Here is a 19,306-nt window from a genome sequence, read left to right on the forward strand (position 1 = left end):
ATTAAAAATTCAGTTGAAGTTTTTATAAATTTTAATTAGTCAGTTTTGTCATTTCATCTGGTATCTTGGCATGAATCGAAATCGATGTGCTATGGCACATCGATTTAAAAACATCTAACCTGTGAGAGTTTGAGTTGGGATTGTATTTTCTTCTGATGAAACAGGTGTTGGAGACTCTTTATCCTCAGTAGCCATAATACCTAATTTACCAAGTACTTTTGCATTACTATATGGCGTAGGCTTACGGGAAAATTGGAGTTGTTCCAAACGTTTAACTACTTCTTCTTGACGTTCCAATAGTTCCTGATAACGTTTGTTACTAAAGTTTAATTCTTCTTTAACAAGGCATAGTTCGTGCTCGGCTTCACATATACGTTGAGCAACATCATTGAAACTTTGTTCTTTATTAGAGAGAAAATCGTTCAATTTATTTTGAAACGATTCCCTATGATTGTGATCTGCAATAGCAGTTTGGGACAGTTTTTCTACAGTATTTTTTAATACTTGGGTAACAGTTTCGGCTTTTTCAATTTCTACTGACATTTCTTTCTTAACTTGATCCAGCTCAGAAATTTTTTCAGATAATTCAATTTCATTTTTTGCAATTTCTTCCCTGATTCTGTTTAATTCTTCCTGATTTATCTGTAGTAATTCGGTTTGAACTTGTACTTTTTCATCCAGAGTTTCAGATGTTTTTTCCAATTCTTCTCTGACTTTACGCAAAGTTTGTTCGGTTTTTTGTAATTGTTCAGCTTGTTTTGTTAATCGCATAATATGATCACTTAGTTGAGTAACGTTGAGGTTTAATCTATCATTTTCTTTATGAAAATACTCAATTTGTTCTGCAATTTGCTTGCGGAGAGGCTCAAAAGACTCGATAACTTTTCCCAGGTTATCTGCTAAACCTATCATTTCTTCTTTTAAACGATCAGTAATATGCTCTTCTTTTTGAACATGATTTTCAAGAAGCAGGGCACTACCAACATAAGTCACCAGAGTCAGGACGCTAACTACAATAAGAGAGGCCACTTGAATTGCAATTCCAAGTGTCAAGGTGGGAACAACCAATACTACTCCAAGAGTAATTTTTAACCATAACTGCATTTCTCCCCAGTAGGCGGCAACACGGCCAAAAAAACTGCGATTTTTTGCCAAGGAATCTATAACCGCAGCAATATGTTTTTTGATTTGATCAAAATTTTCTTGGGTAGTTTCCAATACTTTCAGTTTTTTTACCAATATTTCCGTGTTTTCTTCAGGGAGGGTCTGGTCTTTGGGGGTATCCTCTTTAATTTCATCAACGGCTAGATTAGCTTTTGGAGTGTCTGTCATGATTCATATTCCTTTATTTCCATTTTGACTACATTCAACCCGAAAGAGCTTGCAATCTACTGCTTTCTGGTTCAATCCCATGAGTTCCCTGAACAGGTCAAACATTTCTGATTCTATCGAATAATTTTAAGCCAGTCATTATTTTTTTAGAGCGGGACTCTGTACATAACAGGTTTTGTCATGTGCAGAGTGAGTGACATCAGAGAAAGAGGTTATTTAATTTTCAGATTTTTAAATCAATCAGGGTGTTGGAGGTTTTTCCTGGCGGGCTGATCCATCAACCGATTGGTTAATGCAATGGCCAAGGCTGAAACAATTAAAGTTAAATGAATCACAACCTGCCACATAATAGAATAATTGCTAAGTTTTGCTGGGTCTATAAAAGTTCTTAACAGATGAATCGAGGAGATACCTATCAGTGAAAGAGCCAATTTGATTTTCATAGCTCCTGCATCAAAATGGTCAAGCCATTCAGGTTGATCAGGGTGGGAATCCAATTGCAAATGGGATACAAAGGTTTCATAGCCACCCATAACTACCATAATCAGAAGGTTCGCAATCATGACAACGTCAATAAGGTCCAATACTCCAAGCATGATATGAGTATCATCCAGGCCTTTAAGATGAAAAATGAGTTCAAATAATTCAATGATGAAGCGATACACATATCCGGCCAGTATCAAGATCAAACCGAGATACAAGGGAAGTTGAAGCCATCTTCCCATAAAAATAAGATTGCTGATGCCAAGTTTGATTCGATTCATTTTGTCGATTCACTACAAAATATAACTTATTGAATGGTCTTATGATAAGCTTTCCTGAAGGTTTTGTTAATACTTATTATACTCATACTATGTATAATATGATCATATTTAAATCATTCTTAAATGTTATACTCTTCAGAGAATTAACAAAGCTTATTTGCTACCGGTATGATGGTTATTTAAACTAAATTTCTGATTAATAAAAAATAATTTTCAATAGTTAAGGATAATTTATGAAGTATTTACATACCATGGTTAGAGTTTCGAATTTAGAACAATCGCTCGATTTTTATTGTAATAAATTGGGTTTGATAGAAGTAAAACGAACTGAAAATGCCAAAGGTCGTTTTACCTTGGTATTTTTAGCTGCTCCTGCTGATATAGAGCAAGTTCAAACTTCTTATGGACCAATGCTAGAGTTGACTTATAACTGGGATCCGGAGGATTACACTGAGGGAAGAAATTTTGGCCATTTGGCATATCATGTGGATGATATCTATAAAATCTGCCAACATTTACAGGAATGTGGTGTTGTAATTAATAGGCCACCCAGAGATGGCCACATGGCTTTTATTCGTTCTCCTGATAATATTTCTATCGAGTTATTGCAGAAGGGCGAGCCTTTGCCAAAGCAGGAACCTTGGTTATCTGCACCCAATATTGGACATTGGTAACCTGATAATTGCATTCTGGTAGTGAATAGTGGAAATAATTTAATCATACTAAATAGTATTTTGGGCCAAATGGCAATGTTGAATCAATCGATGCAAATTTTAAAATCACTATCAGAGGGTATGGGAACAGCAGGGGGGGTGGCATGGACCACCTTTGGACTGCTATTTGGTTCTTTGGGACTAACGGTTGGCAATTCGGCACTGACTATTTCATTAGGCGCCATTTCTGCCAGTTTATTTCTATTAGTCGCAATACCTGTTACTTATTGGTCTTATTGTAATTCGCATAAAGAAAATGATGAATTACGACATGCTATTGAAGAACAGGAAAATCAAATCGTTCATTATTTGACGGAATATTTATTGGCAACCAGGCAAGAATGTTTACTTAAAAATCCTCAAAAATATCGTAATCATTATGATAAGTCTGTGCTGGCCGAAGATCTTAAAAATCGATTATTAAAAACCAGGTTAAAACGGCCTGTTTCGTTTACGACAGCACAATTTCTTGACTGTCTATTAGATGATAATCATAAAAACTCTATTTTGGGTATGTTAATAGATGCCTGCACGATGGATAAGTTGGTATTGAAAAAGAAACTATTAACTATTTATCGTGATAGCGTTTTTCTTCAATTTGAAGAACTTTCCTTATTTGCCAAGTTAAAAACGGGATTTATTGCGTTTTGTGCCGGATTTGGGTCGCTGGCTGGTTGTTCCAGTGGTTCATTGGGTTTGTTTGCAGCCCTGGGTATTTTCCCCGGTTTTGCTGCAGTTCCTTTGGTTGGGTTGGCAATTATGGGTATCGCTTGTGTTTTTGGTTTGTTGCTGTCTGGAATGAGTATTGATACCGCAATCCAAAGGAGTAAAGAAAAACAGTTATTTCTCCAAAGCGAAGCAATCCATCATGATTTAAAAAATTTGGCCACGTTGAAAACTGCATCTGTTAAGGCCGAGTTAAAAGCACAAACCAAATATCAAATTGGAGCTAAAGAGGGATTAACAGAGAAATTAACAATGTCGAAGCTACTGAAGCAATCTTCTTCATTTGATAGTTATTTTTATAGAAACCATCCCTTATGGAATATTTCACATAATTCTCCAGAGATATCTAGCTGTGGTTTTGAAAGCACTTGCTCTACTTTTTCACTTTAATAAAAAGAATGGTTTATAAGCTAATTAACTTGCATTAATTAATCTCATGAAGACAAGATACACACCATTAGTCCATCCAAAACCTACGACATTTGTACTATAACTGTATTGAATTTTGTTTTCGGTATGAATGCTCATTTTTTGAACATCATATTTTTCAAAAAGAGTATGGGCTTCCTGGAATCCTTTATGAATTGTGCTGACAAAGCGGTTAGCAATATCCAATGCTAACTCTTTATACCCATATCTATTCAAACCGAGTACGGCAAAATATTGTAAAGGAGCCCATCCGAAAGGCGCATCCCACTGTACTCCCTGAATATAACAACTGGTTAATAACCCTCCTCTGGTTAATAGAACGGGCAGGTTATTCACGAGTGATTGAGCTTGGTCTTTGGATGCAATACCTGCCCACAAGGGATAGAACGTGGTTGCATAAATATAAGGTCTTAGTTGTTTTGTTTTAAAGTTATAATCAAAATAATAGCCAGCCTTATTATCCCAAAGATAATGGTTGATTAATGCTGCCCGCACTTTTGCTTTTTGAGTCCAAATGGCAGCATTTTCTTTATTATCAAGAATTTTATAAATTATACCCAGATCATTTTCCATTTGATAAATTAATACATTCAAATCTACTGGTGCATAATCCAGAATACCCGCACTGAAAGGGCCAAATTTAGCAGTAATGTCGAAACCAGATTCTCTGACTGTTCGGTCAGCAATATAAAATAGTTCCGTTAACTGGTTTGATGCTTCACTATAAAAAAGGGATTTATCATAATCATCAATCTCATGGGTTTTAAAATAATTTAAAACTTTTTCATAATAGACTGTCGATTCTTCTGGAGGCTTTCCCTGGCCACCAGCAAAATAACGAGACAAACCAAGATCAGGGATTAGGTGTGGAGGTGTTGTCCAGTATGTATGAAGTTTTTTGATGGCTGGTAAAGTCGATTCAAGCCATTTTTTATCTTGGGTTTTGTCATAATAAGCTAAAATCATTGCTGTGAGTAAAGGGGGTTGTGAACGTTCGAGGTAGTAGGTTCTGTTTGTATTTAGGATAGTCCCTTAATGGTCAATTTCATAGATGAGATTATCAATCATGTGTCGAGCCATTGTCAGACGATTATGCTCTATTAGCCCCAGTTCTATAAAATAGCTATCCCAACCATACATTTCATTAAATCTTCCTCCGGGTACAATATAGAGATGAGGTAAATACAGCAAACCATGCTGTTTTATTGTTGAAATGTCCTTGGGAAGGTATTTAAAAATGACTTTCTTTTTTTTCCATTCGGGCCAATTTTTGGGGACTGTGTTTTTTATTTTATTGAGACTTTCTTCTTGTGGTATGTAGATAATCGATTGAGTGTAGGGTAACTTTTCATCAGAGTCAGCTAAGAGACTGGCATTATCTCTGGTAAGTATATTCCAGGTCTCCTCTATGTATTGATTAATCTCTTGCCTGTTTGATTGAAACTCAGTCTGAGGATAGGTAAAGCCAAGCTTAAAGTAGGAGAAGAAAATAATAAAAATTAAAACACTCTGCATCCGTTTCCCTGTAATTTTGTAATTAAAAAATGTTTCCCTTGCCTGGTTTAGACAAAATTTAGCGTTTGATGTTTATTACAACCTTTGTTTTCGCGCTGGTCAAATATTTTTTGGATTAAATTCTTGTGGTCAAAACTCATTGTGTAAAGAGTTTTTCACTGATGTCTATTTCTATTACAAAATTAGTACTGTGATTTGGATTTATTCATGATTTTGATGTAAAAAAAGGCTGTCTTATAAAAGACTTCGATTAAATATAGAAAAACCACTTGACAGTAATAAGGCGTCTAATTAAACTGCAGACCTTATTTTGGGGTTATAGCTCAGCTGGGAGAGCGCTTGCATGGCATGCAAGAGGTCGGCGGTTCGATCCCGCCTAGCTCCACCATCAACATCGTTGTATGTTGATGGTTAAAAAAAGTACTAGGTCCCCATCGTCTAGAGGCCTAGGACATCGCCCTTTCACGGCGGTAACGGGGGTTCGAATCCCCCTGGGGACGCCATTATTTAGCATTTAAATAGTGTTGTAGTGTTTTGATGTAATCTTAATAAAAAGATCCAGGTCCCCATCGTCTAGAGGCCTAGGACATCGCCCTTTCACGGCGGTAACGGGGGTTCGAATCCCCCTGGGGACGCCATTTGGTGTAGAACCAATGGCTATTGTATATTGCTCGTTCCCGCCATCTAAAGCCTTTCAAAAATTGTTCTTGTATTAAACCCAAATAATCTCTCATGCATGCGATAAGCATACTCGTCAGTCATGTTTGCTAAATAATCACAAACGACTCTGTAGGCAGCAACTTCGTCAGGAGCTTGAGAAAATAACACTCGATTTTTATTATCGAGCAAGCTCGCTGGATTGGAGCTGATGGCATCAAATAACCGGAGTACTACCGTTTGACCACCGTATTCAAAAGTACGTGCTTCTTGAGAATCAATGACATTATTATAGATACATTGCATTAAATAGTTGAGGAGGGCGTGGGCTTCAGGAATTAGTGCGATATTATGTTTTAATAAACTGTTTTCAAATTTTTCATTGGTTACAATGATTTGGGTAGAGGTAATAAAATAATTGACCATTTCTCCGATAGCTTGTTTTCTTAAACAGATTTCTGGAGAAAATAAAGAATTAAGTAAACGTTCCTGATGCATCGAGAGGGATGTTTCACTGATTAATTGTCTGAACTCAGGGGTATCAAGATGTGAGCGGTTAATTAATCTCAAGTGAATCGCATCTTCCAGGTCATGGACTCCATAGGCGATATCATCAGCTGTGTCCATAATTGAGCAATCAAAATTATGATAGGCTGCTTTACCTGCTTGAGTACCATTAGGCTTTACAGAGAGGGATTGAAACAACTCCCTATCATTGTCTGATAAAGGAGATAATAACCAATCAACCTCTGGCTGCTCACAATCAAAATAAGCTTTAGGTGGTAGCCAATCGTTGATTTTGATTGTTTTATGAATCGATTCATGAATAGGAGGTTGTTTGGGAGCCGCCACATTAGCGCGTTTTACCGGATATTTTAAAATACCTAACAGGGCACGACGCGTAAGATCCAGACCGAACCCGCCGTAACTATTTTCAACTTTTGTCAGTAAGCGTAGAGTTTGTCCATTACCTTCGAATCCTCCATAATGTCGCATCATATAATTCAATGCGACTTCTCCTCCATGCCCAAAAGGTGGATGGCCAATATCATGAAGCAAACAAATCACGCTAATGAGATCATCGTTTGGCAAAAGACTAGACAATAACAATTGGTGTTCCTGGTTAGTCATCAAATTGCGAACGATACTTCTGCCTATGGAATCTACTTCCAGTGAGTGTGTTAAGCGGGTTCTATGAAAATCACCTTCATCGGTTCCGAGAATTTGTGTTTTTCTTTGTAGTCTTCTAAATGCCGGACAGTGAATTACTCGTGTCCTATCTCGTTCATAGGGATCTCTATGATCTTGAGAACCTCTTTGATTAGTTTGACCAGAACGCCTATGAGTCCACATATCTTTTGCCCTTATTCAACAAATTAATTACTTTATTCTATACCATGTTGGGAAACAATAGAGTTTTTGTGTAATCCCGGGAACATCATACGATTGCTTGTAATAGCTTATTGCATAAGAATTTTGAGTCAGACACGTCCAATAGAAAAAAATAGTTTTGGATTGACTCATAAAACATTTTCCTAAAGTTTTCCTAAATTTTGTAGATAACAACAAATAAGAATAAAAGTAAAAAGTTAAAATCAGGGGGTGTTGTGATGAATATTCGCATCAAGTACATCGTTCTAGGTGTCAGTATAATGAATATTTCTTCTTGTATGGTTTATGAGGATACCTACACTACCCGTTATCAAATTTATACCTACGATTATAGTCAGATGTATCCTCAAGCAGATTATCATGGTCGTGATTACAATTATGGCTCTCAATCTGGCCAAAGTGTGGTGGTTCCTGATTCATATCATGTTGGTGAATATCATTCTCCTGTGTCATTTAAGGACAGAGACAGAAACTGGGTCAACAGTCAAAACCCTCAAGGCTATACTATTCAGATTGCTGAGGACGAAAAAGCTTCTTATGTGGCTCAAAAACTCTACAAAGCACCTAAAAATGATAGAATGGCTCAAGTGAAGTATTATCAAAATGGCAAAACCTATTATAAGGGCTTATATGGTACGTATGATAGTCCAGACGCAGCCAAAAAAGCATTGGAGTCCTTACCGCCTGAAATTAAACAGGGTGCTGGAATTAAAAATTGGGGGAGTATTCAAGGAAATTTGAATGAATAGATTTTCTTGAAAAACTATTTTTATATTAAAAAAATACTTTGATATCCTGCCTTTTGTTGCTTTAAGGTCAGGGTTTATGGTTTTGACCAGCAAATGGTAATCCTTCTAACCAGTAGAGAGTATGATCATCAATCGAGTTACTCCTGGTGTTGATGTTCTCTCCACATCAAATTGTTTGATATTGATAGAATAGAGCTCATTAATTTTTGCCAGCCATTGTATAAAGTTTTGAAAAGGGACTGCATCAAAGGTCAATTGAATATCTCCTGACCCTGTTTGTTGTAATTGATAGGGGAATTTGAGTGTTTTATTATTTTTAAGTTGAGAAGCAAGAATAGTTAATAATTGGCTGTTGTCTACTGATTCTTTTCTTTTGGCAGAACGTTTTTGCATTCTTACTTGCTTCATCCATTCCAGTGTTTCAGTTTTTTCAATTAATTGAGTGGATTTTTGATTTACCTGATTACTTAGGGGGGCATAAAGTAACAAATAATAGCCATAAATAAGAAGTGATATACTAGCTACTATGACCATCCACTTTTCTCGATCATTCAATGTGTTTAAATAGGTTTTCACGTTAACTCCAGGGTTGCGACAACTTGTTGATCTTTTGTTGAAGCTTGAGTTTGTTTCACTTTGAGTTGTAATTGTTTTAGTTTATTTTCAATTTCTTGTAAGCTTTCAAAATCGGAACTTACTAAAGTGATTGATATTATTTTATTTTGATATCTAAGCTGCTCCACAGTTATATCACTATCTTTCATGGCTTTGGATAATTGATTTAATATAAACCAAAATCGAGATTGATTTTCTGTGGTATTGCCTCCAAGAAGCTGACTGATTCGAAACTTGGGACTGATAACTTGCTTGGCATCCGGGAAAAACTCACGATAAATGACTGCAGTTTGTTGGTCAATTTCATCTATCTGTTTGTTGAGCCAGTGCAAAGTAAGCCAATTAACTAAGAGAAGAGAGATTAACCAGATGCCGCATAGTCCACCAACCAATTGATATCCCTTTTTAATCCAATCGGTTGTTTTTCCATGCTGCATTTCACCTTGACAAAGATTAAGAGGTTTTGATTTTATCAATCTTTTACCAATCCAGGTGTATGAATGCTCTTCATTTTGGCTAGCTGTAGAGGGGGCAACTATTTTGCTGTCTTGAAAGATGTGAGTGAGATTATGTGGATGATTTTTCAGGTAAGTTTGAGCCAAATCACCTGAGAGGACACCTTTAAAATCTTCATTATTGATCAATAGCTCAGATTCACTAATGACTAATTCTTGAGATTCAAGTGCAAACCAGTCAAGAGTTATTGTATCAAACACTATCCCGTGTTCATCAAAAATTTGAATTAACTTTCTTATTCGTTGCTTATCAATCACAACAACGAGGTATTGATTATTCTGATAATGAAATTTATCAAAAGCAAAATGAAGTTCTTCGACCGGTTGAGTTACTTTATCCTCAAGCGCATAGGGAATTGCAATTCTGGCTTTTCTTTCAGGTAACCAGGGAATCGCAAGATCAAGAAGTATTGCTCTGGTACAGGTTTCTACAATAATCGTACTGGATTCTTTTTGTAAATCTTTTATTTGCAAGAAATTACGAAATTCAGGGGGAGCAATTAACTCTCCCATATCAGATATTTTGAGGCATACACAACCATTGTCATCGAGATGTTTGCTAAAAATAAAACACTTATCCATGAGTCAAACTCTGTATTGTTATGGCTGTCAATGTTTCAGTATATACCAGTAATTATTGTTATTTCTAGCTGGCTCCGTTCTCTGTGGACCTTAAACATAGGCTCTGTGTCTTTTTGCAGCATTAGTATACCAATGTTGCTTCAATTGTTGAGATAACAAATAGACCGCCAGAGCATATTGAGGGCTTGAATTGTAACGGGTAATTACAAAAAAATTAGGATAGGCAATCCAGTATTCTTTTCCCTTGCGTGTAACTAACTCGATGACTCCTGCACGAGGGGGATGATTTTGTGAAGCTGTTATTGGTTTTACTCCATAACTTATGAGCTGCGAGTATCGGTAATTTGCAGTTTTAGGGTTCATACGAAGTTGTTTATATCGCCATCCGGATATTTTGGCAGGTTGAGCGATACCTTGATTTAATTTCCAGCCATGCTTATGCAAATAATTGGCGATGCTGGCAATAGAGTCGGCATTGTCATTGACTAAATCCCGTCGACCATTGTTGTTAAAGTCGACTGCGTAATATCGATAACTGCTTGGCATAAATTGAGGTTTTCCTATAGCACCTGCATAAGATCCTTTATATTGAGTAGGAGATACGTGCTGTTCTCGGCACAGAAGGAAAAATTCTTTTAATTCTTTAGTAAAGAATGGAGATCGTTTGGGGTAGTTAAAAGCCAGTGTAGCCAGAGTATCCAAGACTCTGTATTCACCCTGGCGTTCACCATATGAGGTTTCAACCCCTAAAATAGCTATAATGATCTCGGGGGACACTCCATATCTTCTCTGAACTTTTTCCAATGTTTTTTGATTTTCTGCCCAAAATTGTATTCCGTTTTTTAATCTTTTCGGAGTAAGAAATAGTTCTCGATAGACATCCCAACTTTTTTTTTCATACGGTTTTTCCATAGATTCGATGACTTGGGGTTGAAGTTTGACTTGGTTCATCACCGCAGTTAACTGATTACGATTAAAGTGATAATCCTTTACCATCATGTTAATAAACGATTGTACATCTTTTCGTTTTGTAAATGCTGTGTCGGAATAGGTAGAGAAAGATAAAAGAAAGAGTGTAATAAAACCTAGCCAGATGGTTTGTCGCATCATGTACCCTGTATCGTTGCAAAGCACAAATTTTAGTAAAAATAAAGGTTCATAGCAAATTTTTGGCCTATGTCTATCTTTAGTCTAGTTTGTTTGGTTGATAAACGAAGAGTAAATTCTCTTTCTTTTAAGAATATAAAAATGACTGAATTTGCTTTGCCTACTTTCTGCACGTGAACATTTAAGATAGACTTATGCTATTTGCAAGAAGGTTAGAACAGTTGAAAGATTTAAACCGAATTCGAAATTTTTCAATAATTGCCCATATTGATCATGGTAAGTCTACATTGGCTGATCGATTTATCCAAATTTGTGGCGGATTGACTGAGCGCGAAATGAGCTCGCAAGTTCTTGATTCAATGGATATTGAACGTGAGCGAGGTATTACTATCAAAGCGCAATGCGTTTCTTTGAATTATACAGCCAAAGATGGAAAGACCTATTTATTGAATTTTATCGATACGCCTGGGCATGTTGATTTTAGTTACGAGGTATCTCGTTCCCTTGCTGCTTGTGAAGGCGCTATCTTGGTTGTTGATGCGGCACAGGGAGTAGAGGCACAAACTTTAGCAGTTTGCTATACAGCAATTGACCAATCTCTTACTGTATTGCCAGTACTGAACAAAATTGATTTACCGCAGGCAGAACCTGAACGAGTTATTTCCGAGATTGAAGATATTATTGGCCTTGATGCCCAAAATGCTATTAGAGTGAGTGCTAAAAGCGGCTTGGGTGTTAATGATGTTTTAGAGGCGTTGGTAGCGGATATACCTCCTCCGAAAGGAGATGTTCATGCTCCATTACAGGCACTTATTATTGATTCTTGGTTTGACAGCTATCTTGGAGTCGTCTCACTGGTCCGTATTGTTAATGGCTCTATACGCAAAGGGGATAAAATGCGGGTGATGTCCACAGGCAGAGCTTATGAAGTAGATCAAGTGGGCATTTTTACCCCTAAACGTACGAAACTAGATGCTTTACATGCGGGGGAAGTAGGCTATGTTGTTGCAGGAATAAAGGAAATTCAGGGTGCTCCGGTTGGTGATACTTTAACTTTGGATAAAAATCCAGCCGATAAAGTTCTTCCAGGGTTTCAACGCGTTAAGCCCCAAGTTTATGCCGGTTTGTTTCCAGTTAGCTCGGATGATTTTGAGGCATTTAGAGAGGCGTTGGCTAAATTAAGTTTAAATGATGCGTCACTATTTTATGAACCGGAATCTTCGGAGGCTCTGGGATTTGGTTTTCGCTGCGGATTTTTAGGCATGCTGCATATGGAAATCATTCAGGAGAGATTGGAAAGAGAATATAACCTCGATTTGATTTCTACTGCACCTACTGTTGTGTATCAGATTGTGACTCAGAAAGGGGAAACTTTATTAATTGATAACCCTTCACATTTGCCTCCGACCCCGCAAATAAAGGAGATGTATGAGCCAATTGTCAGAGCAAATATTTTAGTGCCACAAGATTATTTGGGACCGATCATTACCTTATGCGTTGAAAGACGTGGTGTTCAAGTCAGCATGACTTATAGTGGCCGTCATGTTTCGGTTGTTTATGACATACCTATGAGTGAAGTGGTATCTGATTTTTTTGACAGATTAAAATCAGTGAGTCGAGGTTATGCTTCTTTGGATTATAACTTCCAAAGATTCCAGATTGCTGATTTGGTCAAGATGGATATATTAATCAATAGCGAGCGTGTTGATGCTCTTGCTGTCATTGTGCATAGAGATTCTGCCCATAGTCGCGGAAAATTAATTGCAGAGAAGATGCAACAACTTATTCCAAGACAGATGTTTGATGTGGCTATTCAGGCTGCCATAGGAAGCCATATTATTGCCAGACAAACAGTGAAAGCATTGCGGAAAAACGTTACAGCGAAGTGTTATGGTGGTGATGTGACGCGTAAGCGAAAGTTGCTGGAAAAACAAAAGGCGGGTAAGAAAAGAATGAAACAAGTGGGGCATGTAGAAATACCTCAGGAAGCATTTATGGCTGTGTTTCAAACAGATAAAAAAAAGTAGAGACACTCGTTTACTAATGATGAGTTGTTGACTTTTCATTAGCATCCGGACATAGGTCAAATCATGATTAAATTGTCTTTTGCTTAAAATTGGGGATATTGAATTTATGAATTTTGCTTTAATATTAGTCATATTATCAGCTATATCTGGTTTGATTGCATTATTAGACTGGTTGGTTTGGTCTAAAAAGCGTCAACCCGAACAAAAGCCAGGTCGGATTATTGAGTATTCTCGTTCATTTTTTCCTGTATTTTTTATTGTTCTGCTGTTGCGTTCTTTTTTAGTTGAACCTTTTCGTATTCCTTCGGGCTCACTTGAGCCTACTTTGCTGGTTGGTGATTTTGTAGCAGTTAATAAATTTGCATATGGCCTGAGACTTCCTGTATGGGAGAAAAAAGTAGTTCCAATTGCTAATCCCAAAACAGGGGAAATCGCAGTTTTTCGCTGGCCACCCGAACCATCTTATGACTACATTAAAAGAGTTATTGGAGTGCCTGGCGATAGAGTCTCATATCATGATAAAAAACTAACTATTAATGGCAAACAGGTGAAACAGACCTTTGTTGAGTATACTACTGATGAAAGTTCTGGTAAGGCTGTGACAAAGTATAAAGAAGATTTAAATGGTGTGGTTCATGATATATTTATCAGACCTGATGCGCCGGCCGTAGATTTTGATATAGTCGTTCCTGAGGGGAATTACTTTATGATGGGGGATAATCGGGATGATAGCGCCGATAGCCGATTCTGGGGGTTTGTACCTGATAGCTATTTAAGAGGAAGAGCTTTCTTGGTCTGGATGAGTTGGAATGGGAAGACAGATAACGTACGATGGTCAAGAATAGGCAGATTAATTCATTGAGGGAATGAGTCATGAGAAAACAACAGGGAATGACACTGATTGGCATGCTGTTTACTGCTGTTGTTGTTGTAATGGCCGGGATATTTGTTATGCGAGTAGTACCAGTTTACATTCAACATTACTCCATTTTGCATTCAGTCAAATCATTAAATTCAATGTCTGTTTCTTCTTTGTCTGGGGATCCTTTGACTGACGTTGCAACTTTAAGGGAAAGTGTAACTAAGCGATTAGATATCAATGGGATAGAGGATTTAAAACCAGGACAGTTGGTTATTACTCCTTCAGGCCCCAATAAATTTAAAATTAAGTTAAAATATCAAGTCATCAAGCCTCTGGTTTATAATATGAGCTTATTATTTAATTTTGAAGATAATTTTGAGGTAATAGCTGGTAGTGAAAATTAATTTAGAAAGATTGTGCAGGCGTTTAAACTATCATTTTAGTAACATGGCCTATTTGAAGCAGGCTTTGACACATTGCAGTGCTGGTAGTGATAATTATGAGCGTTTCGAATTTCTTGGTGATTCGATATTAAATTTTGTTATTGCCAATGAATTATTTAGCCGTTTTCCACTTTATAGTGAGGGACAATTAAGTCGCTTACGCTCTTTTCTTGTTAAAGGTGAAATGCTGGCGGAAATAGCCAGAGAAATAGATTTGGGTGATTATCTTTTTCTTGGGCAAGGAGAGTTAAGGAGCGGTGGATTTCGGCGTACTTCTATATTAGCAGATGCGCTCGAGGCAGTATTGGCAGCCATTTATTTGGATGGAGGAATGACTGCTGCCAAACAGATTATTTTAAGGCTTTATAGTTCGCGGCTGGATGATCCAGATTTGAATCATTGTTTAAAGGATGCAAAAACTCAATTACAGGAGTTTTTGCAAGCATCAAAATTTGCTTTGCCTGAATACGTTTTAACCAAGATTGAGGGTGATGAGCACGATCAAACCTTCTATGTAACGTGCACAATTGAGGGGGTGACTCAGGTAGCTTATGGTACAGGTCCTAATAGAAGAAAAGCAGAGCAGTTGGCAGCGAAAGCTATGCTGGAACAGTTGCAAGGTTAAGTGGTCTTGATCAACAAATCTTTTTGAAGTTCACAGCTCACATATCGCTGTTTTACTCCAGGTTTTCCAGAGCATGACATATTTCTAACCATTCTTCTTCTGTCTTCATTAAAGAACAATGAGCAATATCTCGTTCCTTTAACAGATTATCCAATTTGTTTTTCTGCTTTGTGTCTTCATACAGAGAAACGTCAGCTAACTGCTTATCAAGATGGTGCAGTTGATTCTGGTAGCGTTCAATGAGTTGCTCCAGTTTTTTTAATTTGTTTTGATAGCTTTTTCTTTCTTTATATTCATTTGTGGAAGCTGGTAATTTGGATTCTTTTTCTAAATTTCTGGTTTGCAGCCACAGATAATAATCATCAAGATCCCCTTCAAATGGTTGTACCTTTCCTTGATAAATGAGATAAAAATTATCAACACTTGATTTTAACAAATGGCGGTCATGCGAAATCAAAATTAAAGCACCTTCATAAGTTTGAAGTGCTAATTCAATGGCTGAGCGCATTCCAAGATCCAAATGGTTTGTTGGCTCATCCAGCAAAAGAAGATTTGGCTTTAACCAAACCAGTCTCGCTAATGCCAAGCGAGCTTTTTCACCACCTGAAAAGTAGTGAATGGGCTGTACTGCCATGTCCCCTCTGAAATTAAATCCACCTAAAAAATCCCTTATGGTTTGTTCTCTTACCTCAGGCGAGAGAGTTTGCAGTGTTTCTACCGGACTTAATTTACAGTCTAACTGCTCAAGTTGATGCTGGGCGTAGTAGCCTATTTGTAAATGCGGGGAGCGATGAATATCTCCACTTAATGCGGGCAAATCTGCCGTAAGCGTTTTAATTAAGGTTGACTTTCCCTCACCGTTAGGTCCCAATAGAGCAATCCTATCGCCCGGATTAAGAGAGAGCTTGATTTTTTTCAAGATTGGGGGGTGATTAATATACCCTGCATCGACTTGATTGCATTGAATTAAGGGGTTTCCTGCACGAGGGCAGGGGAAAAAATCAAAAGAAAAAGGAGAGTCGGCTTGGGCTGCTGCGATAATTTCCATCTTTTCTATGGCTTTAATTCGACTTTGGGCTTGTTTGGCTTTGGTTGCTTTCGCTTTAAAGCGAGTTACAAAAGTCATCATATGTTTGATTTTGGTTTGTTGCTTTTCATGCATTGCTTGTTGTAAAGCTAGTTGTTGCGCATGAGTTTTTTCAAAACTGCTATAGTTTCCTGAGTAAAGCGCCAGATTTCGATTTTCTATATGCAATATATGAGTAACAAAGGCGTCAAGAAATTCTCTATCATGTGAAATCAGGATAATAGTACTTGGACTTTGTTTTAAATAGCGTTCTAGCCAGAAAATGGCTTCCATATCTAAATGGTTAGTGGGTTCATCAAGCAGAAGCAGATCGGCAGGTTTCATTAAGCAGCGAGCAAGATTTAAGCGCATTCTCCAACCACCAGAGAAGCTGTTAACTGGCTCTTGCTGCTGATTTCCACTAAACCCCAGTCCAGACATAATAACAGCCGCTTGCGCTGGCCTGCTGTAACCACCGGTATGAGTAAGTTCTTCATGACACTGCAAGACTTCTGCATCATCACTCTTTTGCTCAGCTTCTGAAAGACGTTTAAGCAGTTTAATGTATTGTTGATCGCCCGCAAGAACAAAATCCAATGCTTTTTCATTGCTATCAGGTATTTGTTGAGACAAATGACTAATACTAAGTTGTGGATTAATGAGATACTCGCCAGTATCGGGAGACAATTGACCTAAAAGAAAATCAAATAATGTCGATTTCCCACAACCGTTATGGCCAATAAGGCCAATTTTTTGCTTTTCATAAAGACTGACATTGACCTTGTCGAGTAAAATTTTATCTCCTCTGGATAAGGTGATTTGACGCAATGTAAGCATGTTAGACCGTAAAGCATGAACTAATCAGACATTTTATCATAAATTAGCTGTAGCTTCCTATTGTTCATATAAGCAAGTCAGGTAGAGATCATTCTAATTTGAGTCAGTTATAAGCCATGATACTTTATAAATTGGGGCATATTTTTGTCCACGCGGGCGCGAATCCATTCCAGTAGTAAACTCTGTCGTATCTTGCAGGATAGATTACCGCCTGCGCGGTAATGATTCAAATTATGCATTATAACTAAAATATGATTTTGCTCTGATAGGAGAGTCGAGTATTTGCAATGTCTTACAAGCTGATTTTCTTAAAAAAATTATTCACCAGGCTGAATTATTTTCTTTCGAGCCGATTGATAACGGGCTTGTTTTTCTATATCAATATACCGGTCCGTTGTTGCACTTGAACTGTGACCGGCGTCATCTCGCACATGCTCCCTGGGTCTGATTTTTACATCTTCTGATATTCCGGTATGTCTCAGCCAATGCACAGTGGCAGCGGATAGATTATCAGCTTCCTCAGATAAACCATTTATTCGAAGTTGTTCTTCTGCCAAGTCAAAGCAGCGTTGAACAATACGTCTTATAGGAGCTGTATCACTCATTGGGCCATGACCACGCAGTTTGGGAAGTAAAGGCGAATTATCAGCTGGCGATGGAAGCGGGGTAAGTCCAAGACATGTACGCCAACGGGTAAGGCTTTCCAACATAGCGTCGCTTACTGCAATTTGTCGTTCCTTATTTCCTTTTCCCACGGTTGTAAACCACCAATGACCATTACTGTCTTTGGCAAAATCATTCATACTGGGTACCCATCTGTCACTGGCGGCAAGTTCTGAGATACGAAGATACATGCCAAACAAAAGGCTTAAAATAAAACGAGTCCGCTCATGTTTTTCAGGGGAGTCCTCAGCTAAAGTTTCAGCTGCTCGCAGGACAGCTTCCCATTGTACCAGGCTTAACCGTCTAACAGGTGCATTGTGTTGCCTTTTGCGAATAAATTTGCTTTTTTGCCTAATGAGTGCGACGGGATTAGAAACCAGATATTCTTCAGCAATTAAAAAATTGAAGAGGGTACTTAAAATGGCGAATATTTCTTGCACGGCACCCTGAGATAACTTGAATTGATCTATTGATGCAGTATGACCATTTTTTCTGGATACTTTACTTAGTGTGACTACAAAAGGTCGCCATTCTTCATTGGGTGTCCGTTTACCATTTTTTTCAATAAACCGGGGAACTTTTTTTAGACTAATCCATGTTTTAGGCGGGTTTTGACAGAAATGGATGTATTGTTCAATATCATCCCGTCTTAATGAGTCAATTGTAGAGTTTTTGATAAGCCATGACCATTGTAATAAACGTTCTGTTTCTCTTCTGTAACTGTTGAATGTGCCTTCGCTCCCTACGTAGCTTTTTAAAAAACTTAAACAATAATTGAAATCATTGAGAAATCGAGTATCAGGTAATATCACATTCTCATGATTTTTATGGATGTGATTAAGATTATCAAACAAGGGTAATAGTTTTGCTTTCATGGTCATAACTCATCTGCTGATAATTCATTATGCTAACCTAATTGCTGATTTTAGTCATGGGGTTGGTAGTACACTTGCCTTGTATTTACTTCTAATTTAATAACAGTATGAAAAAAATTGAGAATAAATCTCTGAGCAAAGTAAAAATAAAAATTAAATGCTAAAGGATATTGACCTTCGTGATAGCTCCTAGTATTATCTGCGCTCTGTCCTTGGGACGGGTATCGGGGTGTAGCGCAGTCTGGTAGCGCGCCTGCTTTGGGAGCAGGATGTCGGGGGTTCAAATCCCTCCTCCCCGACCATTTAAGCGCCCGTAGCTCATCTGGATAGAGCATCGGCCTTCTAAGCCGAGGGTAGCAGGTTCGAATCCTGCCGGGCGCGCCAGCCGCCTTGCTTTTGCTGTATTATAGCTGGAACAGGGCTTACGAAACCCTCCAGAGTTGCAATTTTAATTGATGATTTACCTTTCTCAAAAGGTTATATTGAAAGTTTATCAACGTGTATATTGGGAAGTTTCGTAAGCCCTGTTAAAAATAATTTTGGTGAGCGTAGCTCAGTTGGTAGAGCCCCGGGTTGTGATCCCGGTTGTCGTGGGTTCGAGTCCCATCGTTCACCCCATTTGTAACAAATTTAATTTTGAGTCTACCGCTAAAGATTCCATCTGAGTCTTTACAAGACTGAATTACTGATTGATAATCCAACCTGATTGCGAAAGTGGCGGAATTGGTAGACGCACTGGATTTAGGTTCCAGCGGGGCGACCCGTGAGAGTTCGAGTCTCTCCTTTCGCACCATTTCATGATAACTTCCGAG

General features: G+C 37.9%; 15 protein-coding genes, 7 tRNA genes and 1 pseudogene. 14 read left to right on the forward strand and 9 right to left on the reverse strand.

Features of this window, described 5'->3' with window-relative positions; translation table 11 throughout:
* Positions 1-114 precede the first annotated feature (114 nt).
* Complete coding sequence (gene legC2 / locus CC34_RS0113635; protein WP_027227809.1) at positions 115-1,332, reverse strand: Dot/Icm T4SS effector LegC2/YlfB; 1,218 nt, start codon at positions 1,330-1,332, stop codon at positions 115-117.
* A gap of 236 nt (positions 1,333-1,568) precedes the next feature.
* Positions 1,569-2,096, reverse strand: coding sequence for a TIGR00645 family protein (locus tag CC34_RS0113640; protein ID WP_010947600.1), 528 nt, complete (start codon positions 2,094-2,096; stop codon positions 1,569-1,571).
* Positions 2,097-2,329: 233 nt separating this feature from the next.
* On the opposite strand from CC34_RS0113640, the gene CC34_RS0113645 reads away from it, so the two are divergent.
* Positions 2,330-2,770: a VOC family protein gene (locus CC34_RS0113645; RefSeq protein WP_010947599.1), complete on the forward strand. Its 441-nt coding sequence runs from the start codon at positions 2,330-2,332 to the stop codon at positions 2,768-2,770.
* Between the two features lie 90 nt (positions 2,771-2,860).
* The gene (locus tag CC34_RS0113650) at positions 2,861-3,925 is read left to right on the forward strand and encodes a hypothetical protein (RefSeq protein ID WP_027227810.1); all 1,065 of its coding nucleotides are present in this window, start codon (positions 2,861-2,863) and stop codon (positions 3,923-3,925) included.
* 24 nt (positions 3,926-3,949) lie between these two features.
* Here the strand turns inward: CC34_RS0113650 and CC34_RS01000000116610 are convergent.
* A pseudogene (locus CC34_RS01000000116610) lies at positions 3,950-5,479 on the reverse strand (trehalase family glycosidase).
* Between the two features lie 312 nt (positions 5,480-5,791).
* Between CC34_RS01000000116610 and CC34_RS0113660 the strand changes: the two are divergent.
* The 3 genes from CC34_RS0113660 to CC34_RS0113670 all read left to right on the forward strand — a co-directional run bounded on the left by CC34_RS0113660 (position 5,792) and on the right by CC34_RS0113670 (position 6,117).
* Positions 5,792-5,867, forward strand: a tRNA-Ala gene (locus CC34_RS0113660).
* Positions 5,868-5,906: 39 nt separating this feature from the next.
* Positions 5,907-5,982 (forward strand) — tRNA-Glu (locus tag CC34_RS0113665).
* A gap of 59 nt (positions 5,983-6,041) precedes the next feature.
* Positions 6,042-6,117: transfer RNA gene (locus tag CC34_RS0113670), tRNA-Glu, on the forward strand.
* 46 nt (positions 6,118-6,163) lie between these two features.
* On the opposite strand, the gene CC34_RS0113675 is transcribed toward CC34_RS0113670, so the two are convergent.
* Entirely contained in the window at positions 6,164-7,489 is a 1,326-nt protein-coding gene (locus CC34_RS0113675; protein WP_027227811.1) for an anti-phage deoxyguanosine triphosphatase, read from the reverse strand.
* 254 nt (positions 7,490-7,743) lie between these two features.
* Between CC34_RS0113675 and CC34_RS0113680 the strand changes: the two genes are divergently transcribed.
* Positions 7,744-8,277: an SPOR domain-containing protein gene (locus tag CC34_RS0113680; RefSeq protein WP_027227812.1), complete on the forward strand. Its 534-nt coding sequence runs from the start codon at positions 7,744-7,746 to the stop codon at positions 8,275-8,277.
* A gap of 105 nt (positions 8,278-8,382) precedes the next feature.
* Here CC34_RS0113680 and lspM read toward each other — a convergent pair whose 3' ends face one another.
* From lspM to mltB, 3 genes are all read right to left on the reverse strand, one after another.
* Positions 8,383-8,853, reverse strand: a complete 471-nt coding sequence (gene lspM / locus CC34_RS0113685) for a GspM family type II secretion system protein LspM (protein ID WP_027227813.1) — start codon at positions 8,851-8,853, stop codon at positions 8,383-8,385.
* Positions 8,850-9,989, reverse strand: coding sequence for a GspL family type II secretion system protein LspL (gene lspL, locus CC34_RS0113690; protein ID WP_027227814.1), 1,140 nt, complete (start codon positions 9,987-9,989; stop codon positions 8,850-8,852). The genes lspM and lspL overlap by 4 nt, the downstream gene beginning before the upstream one ends.
* 90 nt (positions 9,990-10,079) lie before the next feature.
* The gene (gene mltB, locus CC34_RS0113695; protein WP_027227815.1) at positions 10,080-11,096 is read right to left on the reverse strand and encodes a lytic murein transglycosylase B; all 1,017 of its coding nucleotides are present in this window, start codon (positions 11,094-11,096) and stop codon (positions 10,080-10,082) included.
* A gap of 194 nt (positions 11,097-11,290) precedes the next feature.
* Between mltB and lepA the strand changes: the two genes are divergently transcribed.
* The 4 genes from lepA (at position 11,291) to rnc (ending at position 15,053) form a co-directional block, all read left to right on the forward strand.
* Positions 11,291-13,123, forward strand: coding sequence for a translation elongation factor 4 (gene lepA / locus CC34_RS0113700; RefSeq protein WP_027227816.1), 1,833 nt, complete (start codon positions 11,291-11,293; stop codon positions 13,121-13,123).
* Positions 13,124-13,229: 106 nt separating this feature from the next.
* A complete protein-coding gene (gene lepB / locus CC34_RS0113705) occupies positions 13,230-13,985 on the forward strand; it encodes a signal peptidase I (protein WP_027227817.1) in 756 nt (251 codons plus the stop codon).
* An 11-nt stretch (positions 13,986-13,996) separates the two neighbouring features.
* On the forward strand, positions 13,997-14,389 hold the full coding sequence (locus CC34_RS0113710; RefSeq protein ID WP_027227818.1) for a DUF4845 domain-containing protein: 393 nt from the start codon (positions 13,997-13,999) through the stop codon (positions 14,387-14,389).
* Positions 14,379-15,053 (forward strand): ribonuclease III, encoded by a 675-nt coding sequence (gene rnc / locus CC34_RS0113715; RefSeq protein WP_027227819.1) that lies wholly within the window; start codon positions 14,379-14,381, stop codon positions 15,051-15,053. The genes CC34_RS0113710 and rnc overlap by 11 nt, the downstream gene beginning before the upstream one ends.
* Positions 15,054-15,105: 52 nt before the next feature.
* Here rnc and CC34_RS0113720 read toward each other — a convergent pair whose 3' ends face one another.
* On the reverse strand, positions 15,106-16,956 hold the full coding sequence (locus tag CC34_RS0113720; protein ID WP_027227820.1) for an ABC-F family ATP-binding cassette domain-containing protein: 1,851 nt from the start codon (positions 16,954-16,956) through the stop codon (positions 15,106-15,108).
* Between the two features lie 317 nt (positions 16,957-17,273).
* Entirely contained in the window at positions 17,274-18,500 is a 1,227-nt protein-coding gene (locus tag CC34_RS0113725) for a tyrosine-type recombinase/integrase (protein ID WP_027227821.1), read from the reverse strand.
* 219 nt (positions 18,501-18,719) lie between these two features.
* Here CC34_RS0113725 and CC34_RS0113730 point away from each other — a divergent pair.
* The 4 genes from CC34_RS0113730 (at position 18,720) to CC34_RS0113745 (ending at position 19,287) form a co-directional block, all read left to right on the forward strand.
* Positions 18,720-18,796, forward strand: a tRNA-Pro gene (locus tag CC34_RS0113730).
* 5 nt (positions 18,797-18,801) lie between these two features.
* A tRNA-Arg gene (locus CC34_RS0113735) sits at positions 18,802-18,878 on the forward strand.
* 158 nt (positions 18,879-19,036) lie between these two features.
* Positions 19,037-19,112: transfer RNA gene (locus tag CC34_RS0113740), tRNA-His, on the forward strand.
* Positions 19,113-19,202: 90 nt separating this feature from the next.
* Positions 19,203-19,287: transfer RNA gene (locus tag CC34_RS0113745), tRNA-Leu, on the forward strand.
* Positions 19,288-19,306: the final 19 nt, after the last annotated feature.

The sequence above is a fragment of the Legionella pneumophila subsp. fraseri genome, from assembly GCF_000586315.1.
Lineage (GTDB): Bacteria > Pseudomonadota > Gammaproteobacteria > Legionellales > Legionellaceae > Legionella > Legionella pneumophila_B.

Coding starts and splice junctions, on each gene's coding strand:
- legC2 (WP_027227809.1), bottom strand. CDS start 1,332: ATGACAGACACTCCAAAAGCTAATCTAGCCGTTGATGAAATTAAAGAG.
- CC34_RS0113640 (WP_010947600.1), bottom strand. CDS start 2,096: ATGAATCGAATCAAACTTGGCATCAGCAATCTTATTTTTATGGGAAGA.
- CC34_RS0113645 (WP_010947599.1), top strand. CDS start 2,330: ATGAAGTATTTACATACCATGGTTAGAGTTTCGAATTTAGAACAATCG.
- CC34_RS0113650 (WP_027227810.1), top strand. CDS start 2,861: ATGCAAATTTTAAAATCACTATCAGAGGGTATGGGAACAGCAGGGGGG.
- CC34_RS0113675 (WP_027227811.1), bottom strand. CDS start 7,489: ATGTGGACTCATAGGCGTTCTGGTCAAACTAATCAAAGAGGTTCTCAA.
- lspL (WP_027227814.1), bottom strand. CDS start 9,989: ATGGATAAGTGTTTTATTTTTAGCAAACATCTCGATGACAATGGTTGT.
- mltB (WP_027227815.1), bottom strand. CDS start 11,096: ATGCGACAAACCATCTGGCTAGGTTTTATTACACTCTTTCTTTTATCT.
- lepA (WP_027227816.1), top strand. CDS start 11,291: ATGCTATTTGCAAGAAGGTTAGAACAGTTGAAAGATTTAAACCGAATT.
- lepB (WP_027227817.1), top strand. CDS start 13,230: ATGAATTTTGCTTTAATATTAGTCATATTATCAGCTATATCTGGTTTG.
- CC34_RS0113710 (WP_027227818.1), top strand. CDS start 13,997: ATGAGAAAACAACAGGGAATGACACTGATTGGCATGCTGTTTACTGCT.
- CC34_RS0113720 (WP_027227820.1), bottom strand. CDS start 16,956: ATGCTTACATTGCGTCAAATCACCTTATCCAGAGGAGATAAAATTTTA.
- CC34_RS0113725 (WP_027227821.1), bottom strand. CDS start 18,500: ATGACCATGAAAGCAAAACTATTACCCTTGTTTGATAATCTTAATCAC.